A 14164-nucleotide genomic window follows, 5' to 3' on the forward strand; every position below is an offset into this window, starting at 1 on the left:
CCCGCGGCCTCAGCAGACACAATGACCAACAGCCCAGACATCATGTCGGAAAGGACAACTATGAGCGAAGAATTTCGCATCGAGCACGACACCATGGGAGAAGTGAAGGTTCCCAAAGATGCCCTGTACAGCGCACAGACACAGCGCGCCGTGCAGAACTTCCCGATCTCGGGCAAGACCCTGGAGTCGGCTCATATCGCCGCTTTGGCCCAGGTGAAGAAGGCGGCTGCGAAGGCCAACCTCGAACTCGGAGTCCTTGACGCTGACAGGGCTGGAGCCATCCAGAAGGCCGCCGAGGCGGTCATCGCCGGCGAATACGACGCCCACTTCCCCATCGACGTGTTCCAGACCGGTTCGGGAACATCTTCGAACATGAACACCAACGAGGTCCTGGCTTCCCTGGCGACGAAGGCCCTCGAATCCCAGGGCATCGACGTTCACCCCAATGATCACGTCAATGCTTCCCAGTCCTCGAACGACGTGTTCCCCACCTCGGTGCACGTCGCCGTAACCCAGGCCTTGGTCAACTCGCTGATTCCAGCGATGGAGACGCTCGCTGTCTCGCTGGAGAAGAAGGCGAAGGAATTCGCTTCGATCGTCAAATCGGGCCGCACCCACCTCATGGATGCCACCCCGGTGACGCTGGGACAGGAATTCGGCGGCTATGCTGCCCAGGTTCGATACGGCATCGAGCGCATCGAGGCTTCGCTGCCTCGCGTCGCTGAGGTTCCGCAGGGCGGCACCGCAGTGGGCACCGGAATCAACACACCGGACGGTTTCTCCGCTCGAGTCGTCGAGATCCTCGCTGAGGAGACCGGTCTTCCGATCACGGAGGCACGCAACCACTTCGAGGCTCAGGCCAACCGCGACGGACTCATTGAGGCTTCGGGCCAGCTGCGCACCATCGCCTACGGCTATATGAAGATCTGCAACGATCTGCGGTGGATGGGATCGGGCCCGAACACCGGCCTCGGCGAAATCGCCATTCCTGACCTGCAGCCGGGTTCCTCGATCATGCCCGGCAAGGTCAACCCGGTCATCTGCGAAGCCACCATTCAGGTCGCCGCGCAGGTCATCGGCAACGACACCACCGTGGCACTGTCCTCGACCAACGGAGCCTTCGAACTCAACGTCGGCATCCCTGTGATGGCGTCGAATCTGCTCGAATCCATCCGTCTGCTCGCGAACTCTTCGACTGTGATGGCCGAGAAGATGATCGACGGACTCCAGGCCAACGAGGAGCGTGCCCGCTTCCTCGCCGAGGCAAGCCCGTCCATCGTGACTCCTCTGAACAAGGTCATCGGCTACGAATCGGCGGCGAAGATCGCCAAGCACGCTGTGGCGAACAAGATGACCGTGAAGGAAGCCACCATCGACCTCGGCTTCGTCTCCGACGGCTCCATCACCGAGGCCGACCTCGACAAGGCACTCGATGTCACCACGATGATCGGAAACTACAAGTAAATCACACGGCTTCACCTCAGCTACACGGCCAAGGGACCCGGCGGCGGAACATCACGTTCGGCCACCGGGCCCCTTCGCGTTCACCGCGTGCTAGGAGCGGAAGGGATCGAACTCTTCGAGCACATCGGTGACCAGAGCCGCGATCTCGGAGCGTTCCGATCTCGTCAGCGTCACATGGGCGAAGAGATCGTGGCCCTTGAGCTTCTCGATCACCGCCGCCACACCGTCATGTCGGCCCACCCGCAGATTGTCCCGCTGAGCGACGTCGTGGGTGAGCACCACCTTCGAGTTCATGCCGATGCGTGAGAGCACGGTCAACAGCACGTTGCGCTCCAACGATTGGGCCTCGTCGACGATGACGAACGCATCATGCAAGGATCGGCCCCGAATGTGGGTCAGAGGCAGAACCTCGAGCAGGTCGCGGTTCATCACCTCTTCGATCACGTTCTTGCTCACCAGCGCACCAAGCGTGTCAAAGACCGCCTCGGCCCACGGGTTCATCTTCTCGCCCTCACTGCCGGGTAAGAAACCGAGGCTCTGGCCGCCGACGGCATAGATCGGGCGGAAGACCATGACCTTCGAATGCTTGCCCTCTTCGAGTACCTTCTGCAGTCCCGCCATGAGTGCGAGTGCGGACTTCCCCGTTCCGGCTCGACCTCCCAAGGACACGATTCCCAGTGCATCGTCTAGGAGCATGTCGATGGCCACTCGCTGCTCGGCGGACCGTCCATGGACTCCGAAGATGTCACGGTCACCGCGCACCAACGACACCCGGTTGCCTGGTCGCACCCGGCCGAGTGCGGAACCACGAGGTGAGGTGATGACCACGCCGGTGTTGACGACCTCATCTGTGACCGCCTCGGTGGTTGCCCACCCCTGCTCATAGAACTGCGACATCTCGTCTTCGTCCAGAGACAGCTCGCTCATCCCCGTGAACCCGGAGTCGGTGGCCAGTTCCGCCAGATATTCTTCGGCCTGCAGCCCGAGCGCCGAGGCCTTCACACGCATCGGCACGTCTTTCGTGACCACGATGACGTCCTGGCCTTCAGCTGCCAGGTTCCGGGCGACGGCGAGGATGCGAGTGTCATTCTCCGACCGGTCGAAGCCGATCGGCATCGTCGAGGCGTCGACGTGATTGAGCTCAACACGCAATGTGCCGCCGGCATCACCGACCGGGATCGGCTCATCGAGTCGGTCGAATTTGGACCGGAAGTCATCGAGGATGTGCAGTGCTTTGCGAGCGGTGAAACCAAGTTCCGGATGATTGCGTTTGGCTTCCAACTCGGAGACGACGACCAGCGGAATGACGAGATGGTGTTCTGCGAATCTCAACAGGGCACCCGGATCGGAAAGCAGCACCGAGGTGTCGAGAACGTAAGTGTGGACGTGTGCGGTCATGAGGACCCCTGTGGCGTGAGTACCGCCGAGATCCGAGTCCTGACATCCCCCGATCTCGGGTTGGTGTCGACCAACTACTGCCAACCTAACCCCGATTCGGGGCTAGGCAGGCAACGGCACGCGTGTTCGGGAAAGTCGTGGTCGTGAACTTCGCATGAACCGGTGACGGCCCGAAGCCTATTTTCCGAAGCGGCGTTGGCGCAGTCCGTAGTCACGGACGGCGCGCAGGAAGTCGGTGCGGCGGAAATCGGGCCAGTACGCTTCGCAGAAATAGAACTCCGAGTAGGCGCTCTGCCACATCAGGAACCCGGACAGGCGCTGCTCGCCGGAGGAGCGGATGATGAGATCGGGGTCTGGCTGCCCCTTGGTGTAGAGGTGTTCGCTGATCTGCTGTGGGGACAGTTCGGAGATGATCGTCTCCAGGTCAGTGCCCTCGTCCGTGCGCAGGCGCAGCAGGGACTTCACCGCGTTGACGATCTCCTGCCGTCCGCCGTAGCCGACAGCGACGTTCACGCGCATCTGGCAGTCCCCCGCCGAAGTGGCCGCTTCCAAACGGGCCCGCAGGCCCGGTGGCAGGATCTCCAGGTCCCCGACCAACTGCACCCTCACGCCGTTCAGGGCTGCGATCTTCTCGACCAGGTCGGAGATGATCTCGATGAGAACTTCGACTTCCTCGGCGGATCTGGCGAGGTTCTCCTTGGACAGGACGTAGAGCGTGACGATATCGACGTCGATCTCATCGCACCAGCCGAGGAACTCGACGATCTTCTCGGCTCCAGCACGGTGACCGTCAGCGGTGGTGGCACCGAATTCCTTCGCCCAACGGCGGTTGCCGTCGGTGATGACACCGACATGCCTCGGTACAGGTACAGATTTGTCCAGCTCGCGCAGGAGCCGCCGCTCGTAGAGACGGTAGAGCAGGCTCACCGGTCGCGCCACACTGTCCTCTTTCACACTCGAATTGCGGTCGGTTCGACCACCTTACACAGTACTATCCCGAACGGCTTCGCGTTCTCAGCGGTTACCTGTGGGTACCGTTGAACGATCCCACAGCTGAGGTCGATATCCTGGAGTCATGAATGATCCAGTCACTGAACCATCCTCGGCCGGCTCCGAAGGTCAGAGGTCAGTCGACTCCACACCCTCGGAGGAGTCGCGCTCAGGCTACCCTGTGCACATAGCCCGCAGACGCTCCGCCCTGCGGCGTGAGTTGGACAAACTGGCTGGTCAGGTCAAACCCAAACTGCGCGGCTGGTTCCACGCAGGAGCGTTTCCCCTGGCGATGTTCGGCGGCTTGGCTCTGGTCATCATCTCCCCAACCATCGAGTCTCGGATCGCGGCTTCCATCTTCGCCATCACCGGGATGCTGCTCTTCGGGACCTCTGCCGTCTACCACCGGGGACGATGGCGGACTCGAGCCCGGCTGATCCTCCGTCGACTCGACCACGCGAACATCTTCCTCATCACCGCCGGCACCTACACGCCTCTGGCGGTGCTGATGCTGCGGACAGACCAGACTATCCTGCTGCTGTCCGTCCTCTGGGGCGCAGCGATCCTGGGAGTTGCCTTCCGGACCATCTTCACAACCGCGCCGAGGTGGCTCTTCGTACCCATCTATGTGGGCTTCGGTGTCGCCGGAGTCGGCTACATTCCACAGATGTGGGTGAGCAACCCTGCGGTGGGCATCCTCGTCGTAGCGGGTGGCGTCTGCTATATCGTCGGTGCCGTGATCTATGGGATCAAGAAGCCCAACCCCTCACCGAAGTGGCTGGGCTTCCACGAGATCTTCCACATTCTCACGATCGCCGGCTACGGCTGCCATCTCGCGGCGCTTCTCGTCGCAGCGGTGGCAGCTTACTGATCAGCGATGGCCGCTTACTGAGCGTCTGCCGGTCAGTCCTGCGACCGGGCAGGATCACTCTGCTCTGAGTCACTCGACTCAGGGTCGCTCGGCTCAAGGTCGTTCTGCTCTGATTTCCGGTCCTCGTCCTCGACCGCCGTCTCATCTTCTGCAGCCGGTGCAGACTCTCCGGAGAGCTTTGACTGGTTGGGCACAGCATGCTTGCGCATCGGGATCGGATACGCGTCATCGGCATGGGCTCGTGCGCGCACTCGCCGCACTCGTTTGAGCGCATCACGAATGAGGAAGATCACGACGATGACGATCACCAACGTCGACACGAAGCCGATCGTGCCGGGGGTGACCAGATCGGGGTCCGGGCCGCTGCTGGGGGTCGCGCCCTGCGTTGCTGCCAGAATCATGCGCTCTCACCTGTCGCTTCGTCATAATCGTCTTCGTACTGATCTGGCGATGCAGGCAGCATGCCCTCTGCCGGTACCTTGCGGCCATCATCCATGGTCACCGAGGCGAAGAGATCGGTCTCTTGAAAATCAACGCCGGGGGTCAGACGCGTCCGACCGGTATTGTCGATGGCCAGTTCGAACTCTTCGGTCGGCCAATACGTCCGCGCGGCTTTGCGTGAGGCGGAGAAGAACCCGCCCTCAGGGTCGATCTGTGTGGCGTGGGACAGCAGAGCCCGGTCACGGGACGGGAAGAACTCTGCACAGTCGATCGTCGTGCTCAACCAGTTGACCCGCTGGGCATCGCGTTTCTTGAAGTCCTCGATGTGGTCGGCGAAAGGAGACTCGAGACCCGCCTCGGTCATCTTCTCGTGGATGGTGACCCACTTCTTCGCGGACAGATCCTGGTTGTAGTAGACCTTCTCAACCTGCCAGGGCTCGCCGAGTTCCGGGTTCTTCTCAGGGTCTGCTGCGGCCGCTACTGCCGCCATCGTCACGGCGTGGTTCTTGATGTGATCCGGGTGAGGGTATCCGCCCAGTTCGTCGTAGGTCGTCACAACCTGTGGGCGGAAGCTGCGGATGATGTGCACCAGCGGCAGCATGGCCACTTCGTCGGGAACACGATAGAAGCATCCGGGAGGTGTCTGATTGTCGAAATCACCATCGGGCAGACCCGAGTCGACGTGTCCGACCCATACATGTTCGGCACCCAGAGCCGCTGCGGCCGTGGCCATCTCTTCGCGACGAAGGCCGGCAATGTCGCGGCTGGCCTTCGGGCTCTGCAGCAAGGCGGGATTGAGGATGTCTCCGGCTTCACCACCGGTCATGCTGGCGATGAGGACCCTGGCTCCGAGCGAGGCGTACTTCGCGCTCGTCGCCGCGCCCTTCGAGGATTCGTCGTCAGGATGAGCATGAACCGTCAGCAGACGCAGTCCATGGTAAGGAAGCGAAGTCATGTTTGGTGTGTCCCTTTCGATTCAGCCTGGTGACGTTCCGTTTCCTGCGCAATGGCTGAAATGATCGCAGGAGACGGATCGACTACTCTAGGTTAGTGCGCAATGTTCGTAGATGAGGAATTCAATGACTGAGGTAACAGTGGAAAAACCACTGCATGATGATCGATACGGCCGTGTCCGCGAGCCCAAACGGCATCTCGGAAAAGCTGCCAAGATCATCGCCGTCGTCATCGTCTCTGCCCTGATCATCGCGATTGCGTTTGTGGCCTTTCGTCCACAGACCAACCCCACGACTCCCAAGACATTGAACTATTCAGTTGTCGACTCTTCTTCAACACAGGTCACAGTGGCAATATTTCCTGATCAGGATCGGGATGTGCACTGTATCGTGCAGGCCACGAACGAGTACGAGGCCATTGTCGGCTTCACCGAGATCATTCTCCCCGCAGATCCCGCCGCCGATCCGAATTCGCCCCGGCAGATGGACATCGATCTGGCCACGACGCAGCTCGCTTCCTCTGGCCACGCCGACTCCTGCTGGTTCGAATAACGAAGCCCGGACTCCGCACCTCCGGCCCGGCCGCACCGTCCACAACAGGTGTAGGTGCGCGTGACGGAGATCATCGTTTTCGCGTGCAGATGCGTTAGACTGTAGTTTCATTCAACATCCGGGCGTACCCAACGCCCGGTTTTTCGTTGCCTGACGCGCCTGACAGCGCACCGAACCGAAGAAGGAGAACCCATGACCGAGGATGTCACCCAGGAAGAAACATGGTTGACTCAGGAAGCCTTCGACCGCCTGTCGCAGGAACTTGAACACCTCTCCGGACCGGGACGTGCAGAGATTGCTGAGAAGATCGAAGCCGCCCGCGACGAGGGTGACTTGAAGGAGAACGGCGGCTACCACGCGGCGCGCGAGGAGCAGGGCAAACAAGAGGCACGCATTCGCCAGCTCGAGGTGCTCCTGCAGTCTGCGAAGGTCGGATCCAGCAGCAGCGATGGGAAGACCGTGTCCCCCGGTTCCGTCGTCACCGCGAAGGTGGCCGGAAACGACATGCGGTTCCTGCTGGGCAGCCGTGAGATCGCCGGCGATTCGGATATCGACGTGTTTTCGGAGAAGTCCCCACTGGGCGCCGCTGTACTCGGTATCACCGTCGGCGGAAAGACCAGTTACGAAGCGCCTAACGGCAAGGAGATCAAGGTCGAGGTCAAGAGCATCGAACCTTTCTCCGGCTGATCGAAACTCCCCATTCGGGGACAGCCATAAAGCAACATAGAGCAGTGGGCGGGTGATGATCACCCGCCCACTTCTCTATTCATCGTGCGGCTCAAGCCGCACAGTCCGGATCACTCGGTCTCGTCATTGCCTTTCGGCGATTCACCCTCAGATGTCTCCACCGCAGCCTCGCGGACGGCGGTGTCGAGTTTGTTCTTCGCCCGCTCCAGCACGACCGTCGCCTCGTCGTCTTCACCGTCGGAGGGATTGTTCGGATTCTTGGCTCGGACGATGTAGGTCACGACTGTGTTGAGGACGGCGACCATGGGAACAGCGAACAGTGCTCCGACGATGCCGAACAGGAAACCACCGCCGGTCACCGCGAGTATGACTGCCAAGGGGTGAACGGACACGGCCTTGCCCATGAGGAACGGCTGCAGGACCTGACTCTCGATCTGCTGCACTGCGATGACCACGGCCAGCATGATGACGGCACTGACCGGCCCGCTTGAGACCAGCGCGACAAGCACCGCCACAACACCGGAGGCAATCGCACCGACGACTGGGACGAACGAAGCCAGGAACACCAGCACTGTCATCGGAATGACCAGCGGAATTCCGAGGAACGCCGCACCGATGCCGATGCCGATGGCGTCGACGCCGGCCACGAGGACCTGCACACGCACGTACTGGACGAGGGTGGTCCAGCCACGCTCCGAAGCTCCGGTGGCAATGGGCTGAGCCGGCAGAGGCAGCAGGCGCATCGCCCAGCGGAAGATCTTCTCTCCGTCGTAGAGGAAGAAGAAGGTGGCGAACAGGCACACGGCGGCACCCGTGAGGAAGGTGCCGACCGACGACGTCGCCTGCAGGGCGCCGCCGAGCAGCTGGGAACTGTTGTTCTGGAAGAAGTTCGTGGCCGCATCGAGTGAATCGTTGATATAACGGGTGATCGTCGACGCGTCCAGACCGAATGGTCTGGTGGACAGCCAGTCGCTGATTCCGGCGAACCCGGTGATGACCTGGTCGACGAGGTCCGGCATTCCGGAGTAGATCTGCTGGCCGACCAAGGTGAAGAGCCCCGAGACGACGATGATGAAACCGAGGAACGCGATGAGAGCGGCGGCGACTCGAGGCAGCCCCTTCTTCACCATCCAGGTGGTGAACGGCGCCAAGAGGGCCGTGAGCAGGAGGGCGATGAGGACCGGCAGAACGACGCTCGAGATCTTCGCCAACAGCCAGAACGCAACGCCGATGGCAACGAGCACGACAAGCGACCGCCACGACCATGCGGCTGCGAGCTTGAGGCCCGGTGCCACATAGGGAACAGCTTCGGCTTCGATACGGCTGTGCGCGATCTCCTCGGCGCTGACGTCCTGCACACAAGAGGCGGGTTCAGAAGGTGTGGATCGGCCATCGTTTCGGCCTTTGCGGAACGCGTCCCAGGCCCCACGGAACCGGTTCGAGGATTGCTTCTTCTCATTGTCAGACATAACTCAACAATAGTTGTTGACAGGCTCTGGGAAGTGCAATGATGACGGTTAAAGGAGGGAAATTCGTGGGAAAACGCATGTTGTACACCTTGGCCACCATGACGGGGACCGCTGTAGGTGTCGGCGCGTCGGCCGTTGGTCTCCTCCGCCACCAGGCTGGCGCACTCCGCAAGGCGTTCGACGACGACGCACAGCGCACGTATTCCACCGTCGCCGAGGCTGTCGCTCCACCACGCAATTACGATGATGAGGATTCCGCTGCGCTGGCGATCATCGGCGATTCCTGGCTCTGCGGAATTGACGTCGACGACCCCCTGACGGCTCCCCCGAATCTCATCGCTCGTGGCCTTGGCCGCATCCTCGGCACCACCGTTCGGGTCCAGTCCACTGCGCTCCCCTCAGCCCTGTCCGAAGATCTGCCACGCCAAGTCGATGAGATCCTGCGCTCCGCTTGGCTCTCGCGTCAGCTCTCCGATTCCTGGACCGAGCAGCGTCGATTCGCGATCATCTCCATCGGCACAGGCGACATCATCCACCCGATTCACGGCACCATCGGCATCCCCGTCCTCACCCAAGCGATCAATCGACTCCAGCGCGAGGGCAGGTACACGGTGTTCGTCTTGGTCTGCCCCAACCTCGGCGGCCTTCCGGGGCTGCGTGACCCGCTCAAGACTTCGCTGCGCCGAACCTCGCGCGTGCTCGCCGGTTCGCAGTGGCTGGCCGCACTGGCCGCTCGCGCCACTCCGCTGCGGGCCACAGGTTCTCTGAGTGGGACCACACGCAAATCGCTGCTCAATGAGTCCGGGCGTTTTCCCAGCACCCTGGGCTATGCCCAGTTGTCCTCGACCGTCCTAGCCGCGATTGCCGATCGGATCGAGGCTCCCATCGAAGTCGACCGCAGCCTCGATATCCCGGAAAAGGGCGAGGCCGCGCGCAGGCCCGCTCCTCAACCACAGGCAGAGGCACAGACAGAAACAAAGACACAGCCCCAGCCGGAACCTGAGCAAGGCGTCGATCCTGTGCTCGGGACCGAGGCCTTCTCATGATCCCCGTCGTCCTCGCCTCACAGTCCCCGGCCCGTCGGCAGGTTCTCACCGCATCGGGAATCGACCCGATCATCATCGTCTCCGAGGTCGACGAGCCCGCAATCGAGGCCACCTTCGAAGGCAGCATTGCCGATCTCACCACTGCACTGTCCCAGGCGAAAGCCCGTGCCGTCATCGACCGTGTGCTCGCCTCTCCCCCTGCACAGCTGGATTCAGCGGACACCGCGGTGATCATCGCCGGGGACTCGCTGCTCGAATATGAAGGACAGGCGATCGGGAAACCCGGAACGGCTGAGCGCACACGCCAGGTGTGGGCAGACATTGCAGGAGAGTGGACCGCTCTGCACTCGGGGCACACGCTGGCCGTACTCAAACGCGCGGACCCGGCGACAGCGAACTTCGAACTCGTCGACATCCGGTCGCAGCGATCGACGACCTCGGTGCTCATCGGCGAACCCACACCCGATGAGCTCGAGGCCTACATCGCGACCGAGGAGCCCTTCCACGTGGCCGGTGCACTGACCATCGACGGGTACGGCGGTGCATTCGTCCAACGGCTTGCAGGTGACCATCTCACAGTCCTCGGTCTCAGTCTTCCCGTGGTCCGTGAATTGGTCCGCGACGCGGGCCTGTTCTGGCCCGATCTGTGGTCCCTACGCGAGTAGAATCGCTGACAGCGGTCGAACACGCCCGAAGCCATTGAAGTTTTCGGCCTATGTTTTTATCTCTGACCTACAAACGCTTGGTGCCGATCTCTAAATTGTTCTGTGATCATACAAAGGAGCGCCATGACCACAGTTCTCCCCGAACAGTCGCCTGCACCGTTGCACACTCGCGTCCCCACAGCTGCTGTGCGTCGCGTCCTCATCGCCAACCGCGGTGAGATTGCACTGCGCATCATCCGGGCGGCACGCGACCTCGGTGTCAAAGCCATCGCCGTCTACACCCGCGCGGACTCGGACGCCGATTTCGTGCACCTGGCCGACGATGCCTGGCTCCTCGACGGATCCGGCCCCGGGGAGACTTACCTCGACATCGACAAGATCCTCGCCCTGGCCAAGCGCTCAGGCGCCGATGCGATCCACCCTGGCTACGGCTATCTGGCGGAGAATGCACTGTTCGCCCAGGCCGTGATCGATGCCGGCCTGACCTGGATCGGTCCTCCCCCGTCGGCGATCGAGCTCCTGGGCGACAAGTCCGGAGCTCGCGAAGTCGCCGAGGCGGTTTCCGCTCCGGTAGCTCCCGGCTCCGACGGTGCCGTCGCGGATCTCGCAGAGGCCGCCGAGGTGGCCCAGCGGATCGGCTATCCCGTCGTCATCAAGGCCGTGCACGGCGGCGGCGGGCGCGGCTTTCGCGCCTGTGCTGCAGCCGAGGATCTCGAGACCGCCTACACCGCGGCTACCCGTGAAGCGCTCAGCGCCTTCGGACGCGGCGAATGTCTCATCGAGAAGCAGATCGTGCGCCCGCGCCATATCGAGACGCAGTGCCTTGCCGACGCCCATGGCAACGTGCATGTGCTGTCGACCCGCGACTGCACTCTGCAGCGCCGGAACCAGAAGATCGTCGAGGAAGCGCCAGCGCCGTTCCTCAGCTCCGACCAGGAACGCCTCGTCACCGAAGCCTCCATCCGAGTCCTCGCCCATGTCGGCTATGTAGGCGCTGCCACATGCGAGTTCCTATTGGGTGCAGACGGCACCATTATCTTCATGGAAGCCAATGCGCGCATCCAGGTAGAGCACACCGTGACAGAAGAGGTCACAGGAGTCGACCTCGTCGGGTGGCAGCTGCGCATCGCCTCGGGAGAACACCTGCCGGAGGTATTCCCACAGGTCCGTGGTCACTCAATCCAGTTCCGGATCAACGCCGAAGACCCCACAACGTATTTCCCTGCCACAGGAACAGTGAAGAACCACCGGGCTCCAGCCGGGCCGGGCGTGCGCCTGGACTCCGGCATCGGCGAAGGCAGCGTCGTCGGCACGGACTTCGACCCGATGCTGGCCAAACTCATCATCACCGGAACCGACAGGAACCAGGCGCTGGCGCGGGCCCGACGCGCCTTGGACGAATACCGCATCGAGGGCGTATCGACTCTGCTGCCCCTCCACCGTGTTCTCGTCTCAGAGAAGGCCTTCGCTCAGGACTTCGAGGTCTGGACGAATTGGCTCGAAACCACGTTCGTGAATCCACTCGCCGACCCGCAAACAGGAGATCAGATGAGCACAGCAACCGATAGTTTCAGTGTTGTGGTCGAGGTCGATGGCCGTCGGATGACCGTTTCGGTCCCCAAGGACGTCATCTCGGACCTCGGGCATGTCCCCAGCCCCACTGTGCCGCGCCGCAAGCGCAGCCTCAGCCGCAAGGGAGCTCAGCTGGCCGACGATTCGAACTCGCTCAACGCCCCCATGCAGGGAACGATCGTGTCGGTGGCTGTCGCTGCCGGTGACACGGTCGAGGCCGGCGACACTCTGGCCGTGATCGAGGCGATGAAGATGGAGCAGCCACTCAAGGCCGGTCATTCCGGAACCGTCTCCGAGGTGCTTGTCGACTCCGGTGTCGCAGTGAGGTCGGGCGAGCCGATCATCCGCTTCGCCGCCTGAGATCTTTTCCGGACAGCAGATCCCTGATCTGAGTCTCGATGTAGTCTGATTCGGCGTCATTTCCCAGACAGCCCAGTGCCTTCCTGAAGGCTCTCTCTGCCTGTTCGGGCATCCCCAATTCATTGAGTGTGAGGGCATGCGCAATATGGAAGGGGCGATAGTCTTCCAACCCTGGATGCGCGGCCAGTTCCTCGAGTGCGTTGAGTCCGGCCTCTGGCCCCTTTGCTTTCCCCATGGCCACGGCTCGGTTCAGCGACACAACAGGCCCAGGCTCCAGTCTTGAGAGAATGCCGTAGAGAACGAGTATCTGTTCCCAGTCGGTCTCCGAATAGGTGGCGGCTTCGGCGTGAAGCGCCGCGATCGTTGCCTGCACTGTGTAGGGGCCGGCTTCAGTCTCTCCTGCGGCCGTCAGCGCCAAGCTCAGCCCTTCGGCAATGAGCTGCGAATCCCACGATCTGCGATCTTGCTCTGCCAGGGGAACCGGCACACCGGCTGAGTCAGTTCGTGCCTGCGCTCGGGACGCCGTGAGCAACAGCAGTGAGAGCAGGCCTCTGGCCTCGGTCTCGTGCGGCACCAGCGTCACCAGCAGTCGTGCCAGTGCTATCGCTTCCTCCTGCAGATCGGTTCGACTGTGTGCGCTGCCGGTCGTTGGTGTGTACCCCTGAGTGAAGATGAGGTAGACGACGCGCAGCACACCGGGAAGGCGCTCGCGCAATTGTTCCGTGCTGGGTCTGCCGAAGGGAATGCCCGTCGTGGTGATACGCTTCTTGGCTCTGACGATCCGCTGCTGCATCGTCCTTGTATCCACGAGGAACGCTGCCGCAACCTCGACTGTGCTCAGACCCGCGAGGAAGCGCATGATCAGAGCAATCTTCTCCCGTTCCTTCAACGTCGAGTGTGAGCAGGTGAAGAACAGGCCAAGTCGTTCGTCGGGAATGTTCACAGAACTCAATTCGTCGCCGAGGCGGACTGCATGGTCCAGGTGATCACCACCGGTATCCTGGTGTTCGATTGGAACACTCGCAAGTCGGCGTGCCTTCACCGCGTCAGAGCGTATGATGTCGAGTGCTCGATTCTTCGCGACCGTGAGCAGCCATGCCCGCGGATTCTGCGGCACGCCCCGGCTGGCCCACGTTTCCAATGCGCGCACCATGGCCTCTTGGAGGACGTCCTCGGCTAGGTCGAGATCACGAAACTGTGTTGCCAGAGCTGCAAGCAGTCGCCCACGATCCTCGGCATCGATGGTGCGAAGGATCTGGGCGACTGCCAGCTGCTCGGCTGTGCCTGCGGAGACCATCAGTAATCGGCAAGAGGCCGTATCTCGATGTGACCGAGCGTGGAGCCCGGACTCTTCTTAGCCCATGCGATCGCCTCGTCGATGTCGGCGACTTCGATAACGTAGCTTCCGCCGACGAATTCCCCGCCTTCGGCGAAAGGCCCCGACGTGACGATTGTTTCAGTGGCCCGGGTACTGACCCGCACACCGGTCTCGGGACCTTCGAGGGCAAATCCGCCGACGACGATGCCTGCGGCGTTGATCTCCTCGTCGAAGGCCATGAACTCACTGGGATCAGGTCCCTCATCAGCACCGCATTCGGCGTCGCCAGCATTTCCCATGAGCAGAAGTACGTACTTCATGTCTCTCTCCTTGCGTCAAATGTGCGCCAGCCTTGAGCTGAGCACGTCAGGCGAAGGT

At 61.9% G+C, this 14164-nt stretch carries 14 protein-coding genes; 7 read left to right on the forward strand and 7 right to left on the reverse strand.

The window, feature by feature from the left end:
• Positions 1 to 60 precede the first annotated feature (60 nt).
• Entirely contained in the window at positions 61 to 1464 is a 1404-nt protein-coding gene (locus tag INT29_RS03380) for a class II fumarate hydratase (protein WP_226830641.1), read from the forward strand.
• A 90-nt stretch (positions 1465 to 1554) separates the two neighbouring features.
• Here the strand turns inward: INT29_RS03380 and INT29_RS03385 are convergent, their stop codons facing one another.
• The gene (locus INT29_RS03385) at positions 1555 to 2862 is read right to left on the reverse strand and encodes a PhoH family protein (RefSeq protein WP_193070730.1); all 1308 of its coding nucleotides are present in this window, start codon (positions 2860 to 2862) and stop codon (positions 1555 to 1557) included.
• Between the two features lie 177 nt (positions 2863 to 3039).
• The gene (locus INT29_RS03390) at positions 3040 to 3801 is read right to left on the reverse strand and encodes an isoprenyl transferase (RefSeq protein ID WP_101569820.1); all 762 of its coding nucleotides are present in this window, start codon (positions 3799 to 3801) and stop codon (positions 3040 to 3042) included.
• Positions 3802 to 3937: 136 nt separating this feature from the next.
• Here INT29_RS03390 and trhA point away from each other — a divergent pair, with 136 nt between their 5' ends.
• On the forward strand, positions 3938 to 4723 hold the full coding sequence (trhA, locus tag INT29_RS03395) for a PAQR family membrane homeostasis protein TrhA (RefSeq protein ID WP_193070731.1): 786 nt from the start codon (positions 3938 to 3940) through the stop codon (positions 4721 to 4723).
• 32 nt (positions 4724 to 4755) lie between these two features.
• Here the strand turns inward: trhA and INT29_RS03400 are convergent, their stop codons facing one another.
• Together INT29_RS03400 and mca are read right to left on the reverse strand one after the other, a co-directional pair.
• A complete protein-coding gene (locus INT29_RS03400) occupies positions 4756 to 5124 on the reverse strand; it encodes a hypothetical protein (RefSeq protein WP_101569818.1) in 369 nt (122 codons plus the stop codon).
• Complete coding sequence (mca, locus tag INT29_RS03405) at positions 5121 to 6119, reverse strand: mycothiol conjugate amidase Mca (protein ID WP_193070732.1); 999 nt, start codon at positions 6117 to 6119, stop codon at positions 5121 to 5123. Before mca ends, INT29_RS03400 begins: the two co-directional genes overlap by 4 nt.
• Positions 6120 to 6243: 124 nt before the next feature.
• Here mca and INT29_RS03410 point away from each other — a divergent pair, with 124 nt between their 5' ends.
• Together INT29_RS03410 and greA are read left to right on the forward strand one after the other, a co-directional pair.
• Entirely contained in the window at positions 6244 to 6669 is a 426-nt protein-coding gene (locus tag INT29_RS03410) for a DUF4307 domain-containing protein (RefSeq protein ID WP_226830644.1), read from the forward strand.
• 192 nt (positions 6670 to 6861) lie between these two features.
• On the forward strand, positions 6862 to 7356 hold the full coding sequence (gene greA / locus INT29_RS03415; RefSeq protein ID WP_101569816.1) for a transcription elongation factor GreA: 495 nt from the start codon (positions 6862 to 6864) through the stop codon (positions 7354 to 7356).
• 110 nt (positions 7357 to 7466) lie between these two features.
• On the opposite strand, the gene INT29_RS03420 is transcribed toward greA, so the two are convergent.
• Positions 7467 to 8825 (reverse strand): AI-2E family transporter, encoded by a 1359-nt coding sequence (locus tag INT29_RS03420; RefSeq protein WP_193070733.1) that lies wholly within the window; start codon positions 8823 to 8825, stop codon positions 7467 to 7469.
• A 65-nt stretch (positions 8826 to 8890) separates the two neighbouring features.
• Between INT29_RS03420 and INT29_RS03425 the strand changes: the two genes are divergently transcribed.
• The 3 genes from INT29_RS03425 to INT29_RS03435 all read left to right on the forward strand — a co-directional run bounded on the left by INT29_RS03425 (position 8891) and on the right by INT29_RS03435 (position 12468).
• Positions 8891 to 9871, forward strand: coding sequence for an SGNH/GDSL hydrolase family protein (locus INT29_RS03425; RefSeq protein WP_319020827.1), 981 nt, complete (start codon positions 8891 to 8893; stop codon positions 9869 to 9871).
• Positions 9868 to 10536, forward strand: a complete 669-nt coding sequence (locus INT29_RS03430; RefSeq protein WP_193070734.1) for a Maf family protein — start codon at positions 9868 to 9870, stop codon at positions 10534 to 10536. The genes INT29_RS03425 and INT29_RS03430 overlap by 4 nt, the downstream gene beginning before the upstream one ends.
• 123 nt (positions 10537 to 10659) lie before the next feature.
• The gene (locus INT29_RS03435; RefSeq protein ID WP_193070735.1) at positions 10660 to 12468 is read left to right on the forward strand and encodes an acetyl/propionyl/methylcrotonyl-CoA carboxylase subunit alpha; all 1809 of its coding nucleotides are present in this window, start codon (positions 10660 to 10662) and stop codon (positions 12466 to 12468) included.
• Here INT29_RS03435 and INT29_RS03440 read toward each other — a convergent pair.
• Together INT29_RS03440 and INT29_RS03445 are read right to left on the reverse strand one after the other, a co-directional pair.
• Complete coding sequence (locus INT29_RS03440) at positions 12449 to 13765, reverse strand: RNA polymerase sigma factor (RefSeq protein ID WP_193070736.1); 1317 nt, start codon at positions 13763 to 13765, stop codon at positions 12449 to 12451. The two genes, INT29_RS03435 and INT29_RS03440, sit on opposite strands and share 20 nt — an antisense overlap.
• Positions 13765 to 14106 carry a YciI family protein gene (locus tag INT29_RS03445; RefSeq protein ID WP_101569811.1) on the reverse strand — a complete coding sequence of 114 codons (342 nt, stop codon included), beginning with the start codon at positions 14104 to 14106 and terminating at the stop codon, positions 13765 to 13767. Before INT29_RS03445 ends, INT29_RS03440 begins: the two co-directional genes overlap by 1 nt.
• Positions 14107 to 14164 lie beyond the last annotated feature (58 nt).

The sequence above is a fragment of the Brevibacterium sp. FME37 genome (assembly GCF_014897485.1).
In the GTDB taxonomy this organism is placed as follows: Bacteria; Actinomycetota; Actinomycetes; order Actinomycetales; family Brevibacteriaceae; genus Brevibacterium.

Excerpts from the sequence above, each read along its gene's own strand:
- INT29_RS03380 (WP_226830641.1), top strand. The coding sequence starts at position 61 with ATGAGCGAAGAATTTCGCATCGAGCACGACACCATGGGAGAAGTGAAG.
- INT29_RS03385 (WP_193070730.1), bottom strand. The coding sequence starts at position 2,862 with ATGACCGCACACGTCCACACTTACGTTCTCGACACCTCGGTGCTGCTT.
- trhA (WP_193070731.1), top strand. The coding sequence starts at position 3,938 with ATGAATGATCCAGTCACTGAACCATCCTCGGCCGGCTCCGAAGGTCAG.
- INT29_RS03400 (WP_101569818.1), bottom strand. The coding sequence starts at position 5,124 with ATGATTCTGGCAGCAACGCAGGGCGCGACCCCCAGCAGCGGCCCGGAC.
- mca (WP_193070732.1), bottom strand. The coding sequence starts at position 6,119 with ATGACTTCGCTTCCTTACCATGGACTGCGTCTGCTGACGGTTCATGCT.
- INT29_RS03410 (WP_226830644.1), top strand. The coding sequence starts at position 6,244 with ATGACTGAGGTAACAGTGGAAAAACCACTGCATGATGATCGATACGGC.
- greA (WP_101569816.1), top strand. The coding sequence starts at position 6,862 with ATGACCGAGGATGTCACCCAGGAAGAAACATGGTTGACTCAGGAAGCC.
- INT29_RS03420 (WP_193070733.1), bottom strand. The coding sequence starts at position 8,825 with ATGTCTGACAATGAGAAGAAGCAATCCTCGAACCGGTTCCGTGGGGCC.
- INT29_RS03430 (WP_193070734.1), top strand. The coding sequence starts at position 9,868 with ATGATCCCCGTCGTCCTCGCCTCACAGTCCCCGGCCCGTCGGCAGGTT.
- INT29_RS03435 (WP_193070735.1), top strand. The coding sequence starts at position 10,660 with ATGACCACAGTTCTCCCCGAACAGTCGCCTGCACCGTTGCACACTCGC.
- INT29_RS03440 (WP_193070736.1), bottom strand. The coding sequence starts at position 13,765 with ATGGTCTCCGCAGGCACAGCCGAGCAGCTGGCAGTCGCCCAGATCCTT.
- INT29_RS03445 (WP_101569811.1), bottom strand. The coding sequence starts at position 14,106 with ATGAAGTACGTACTTCTGCTCATGGGAAATGCTGGCGACGCCGAATGC.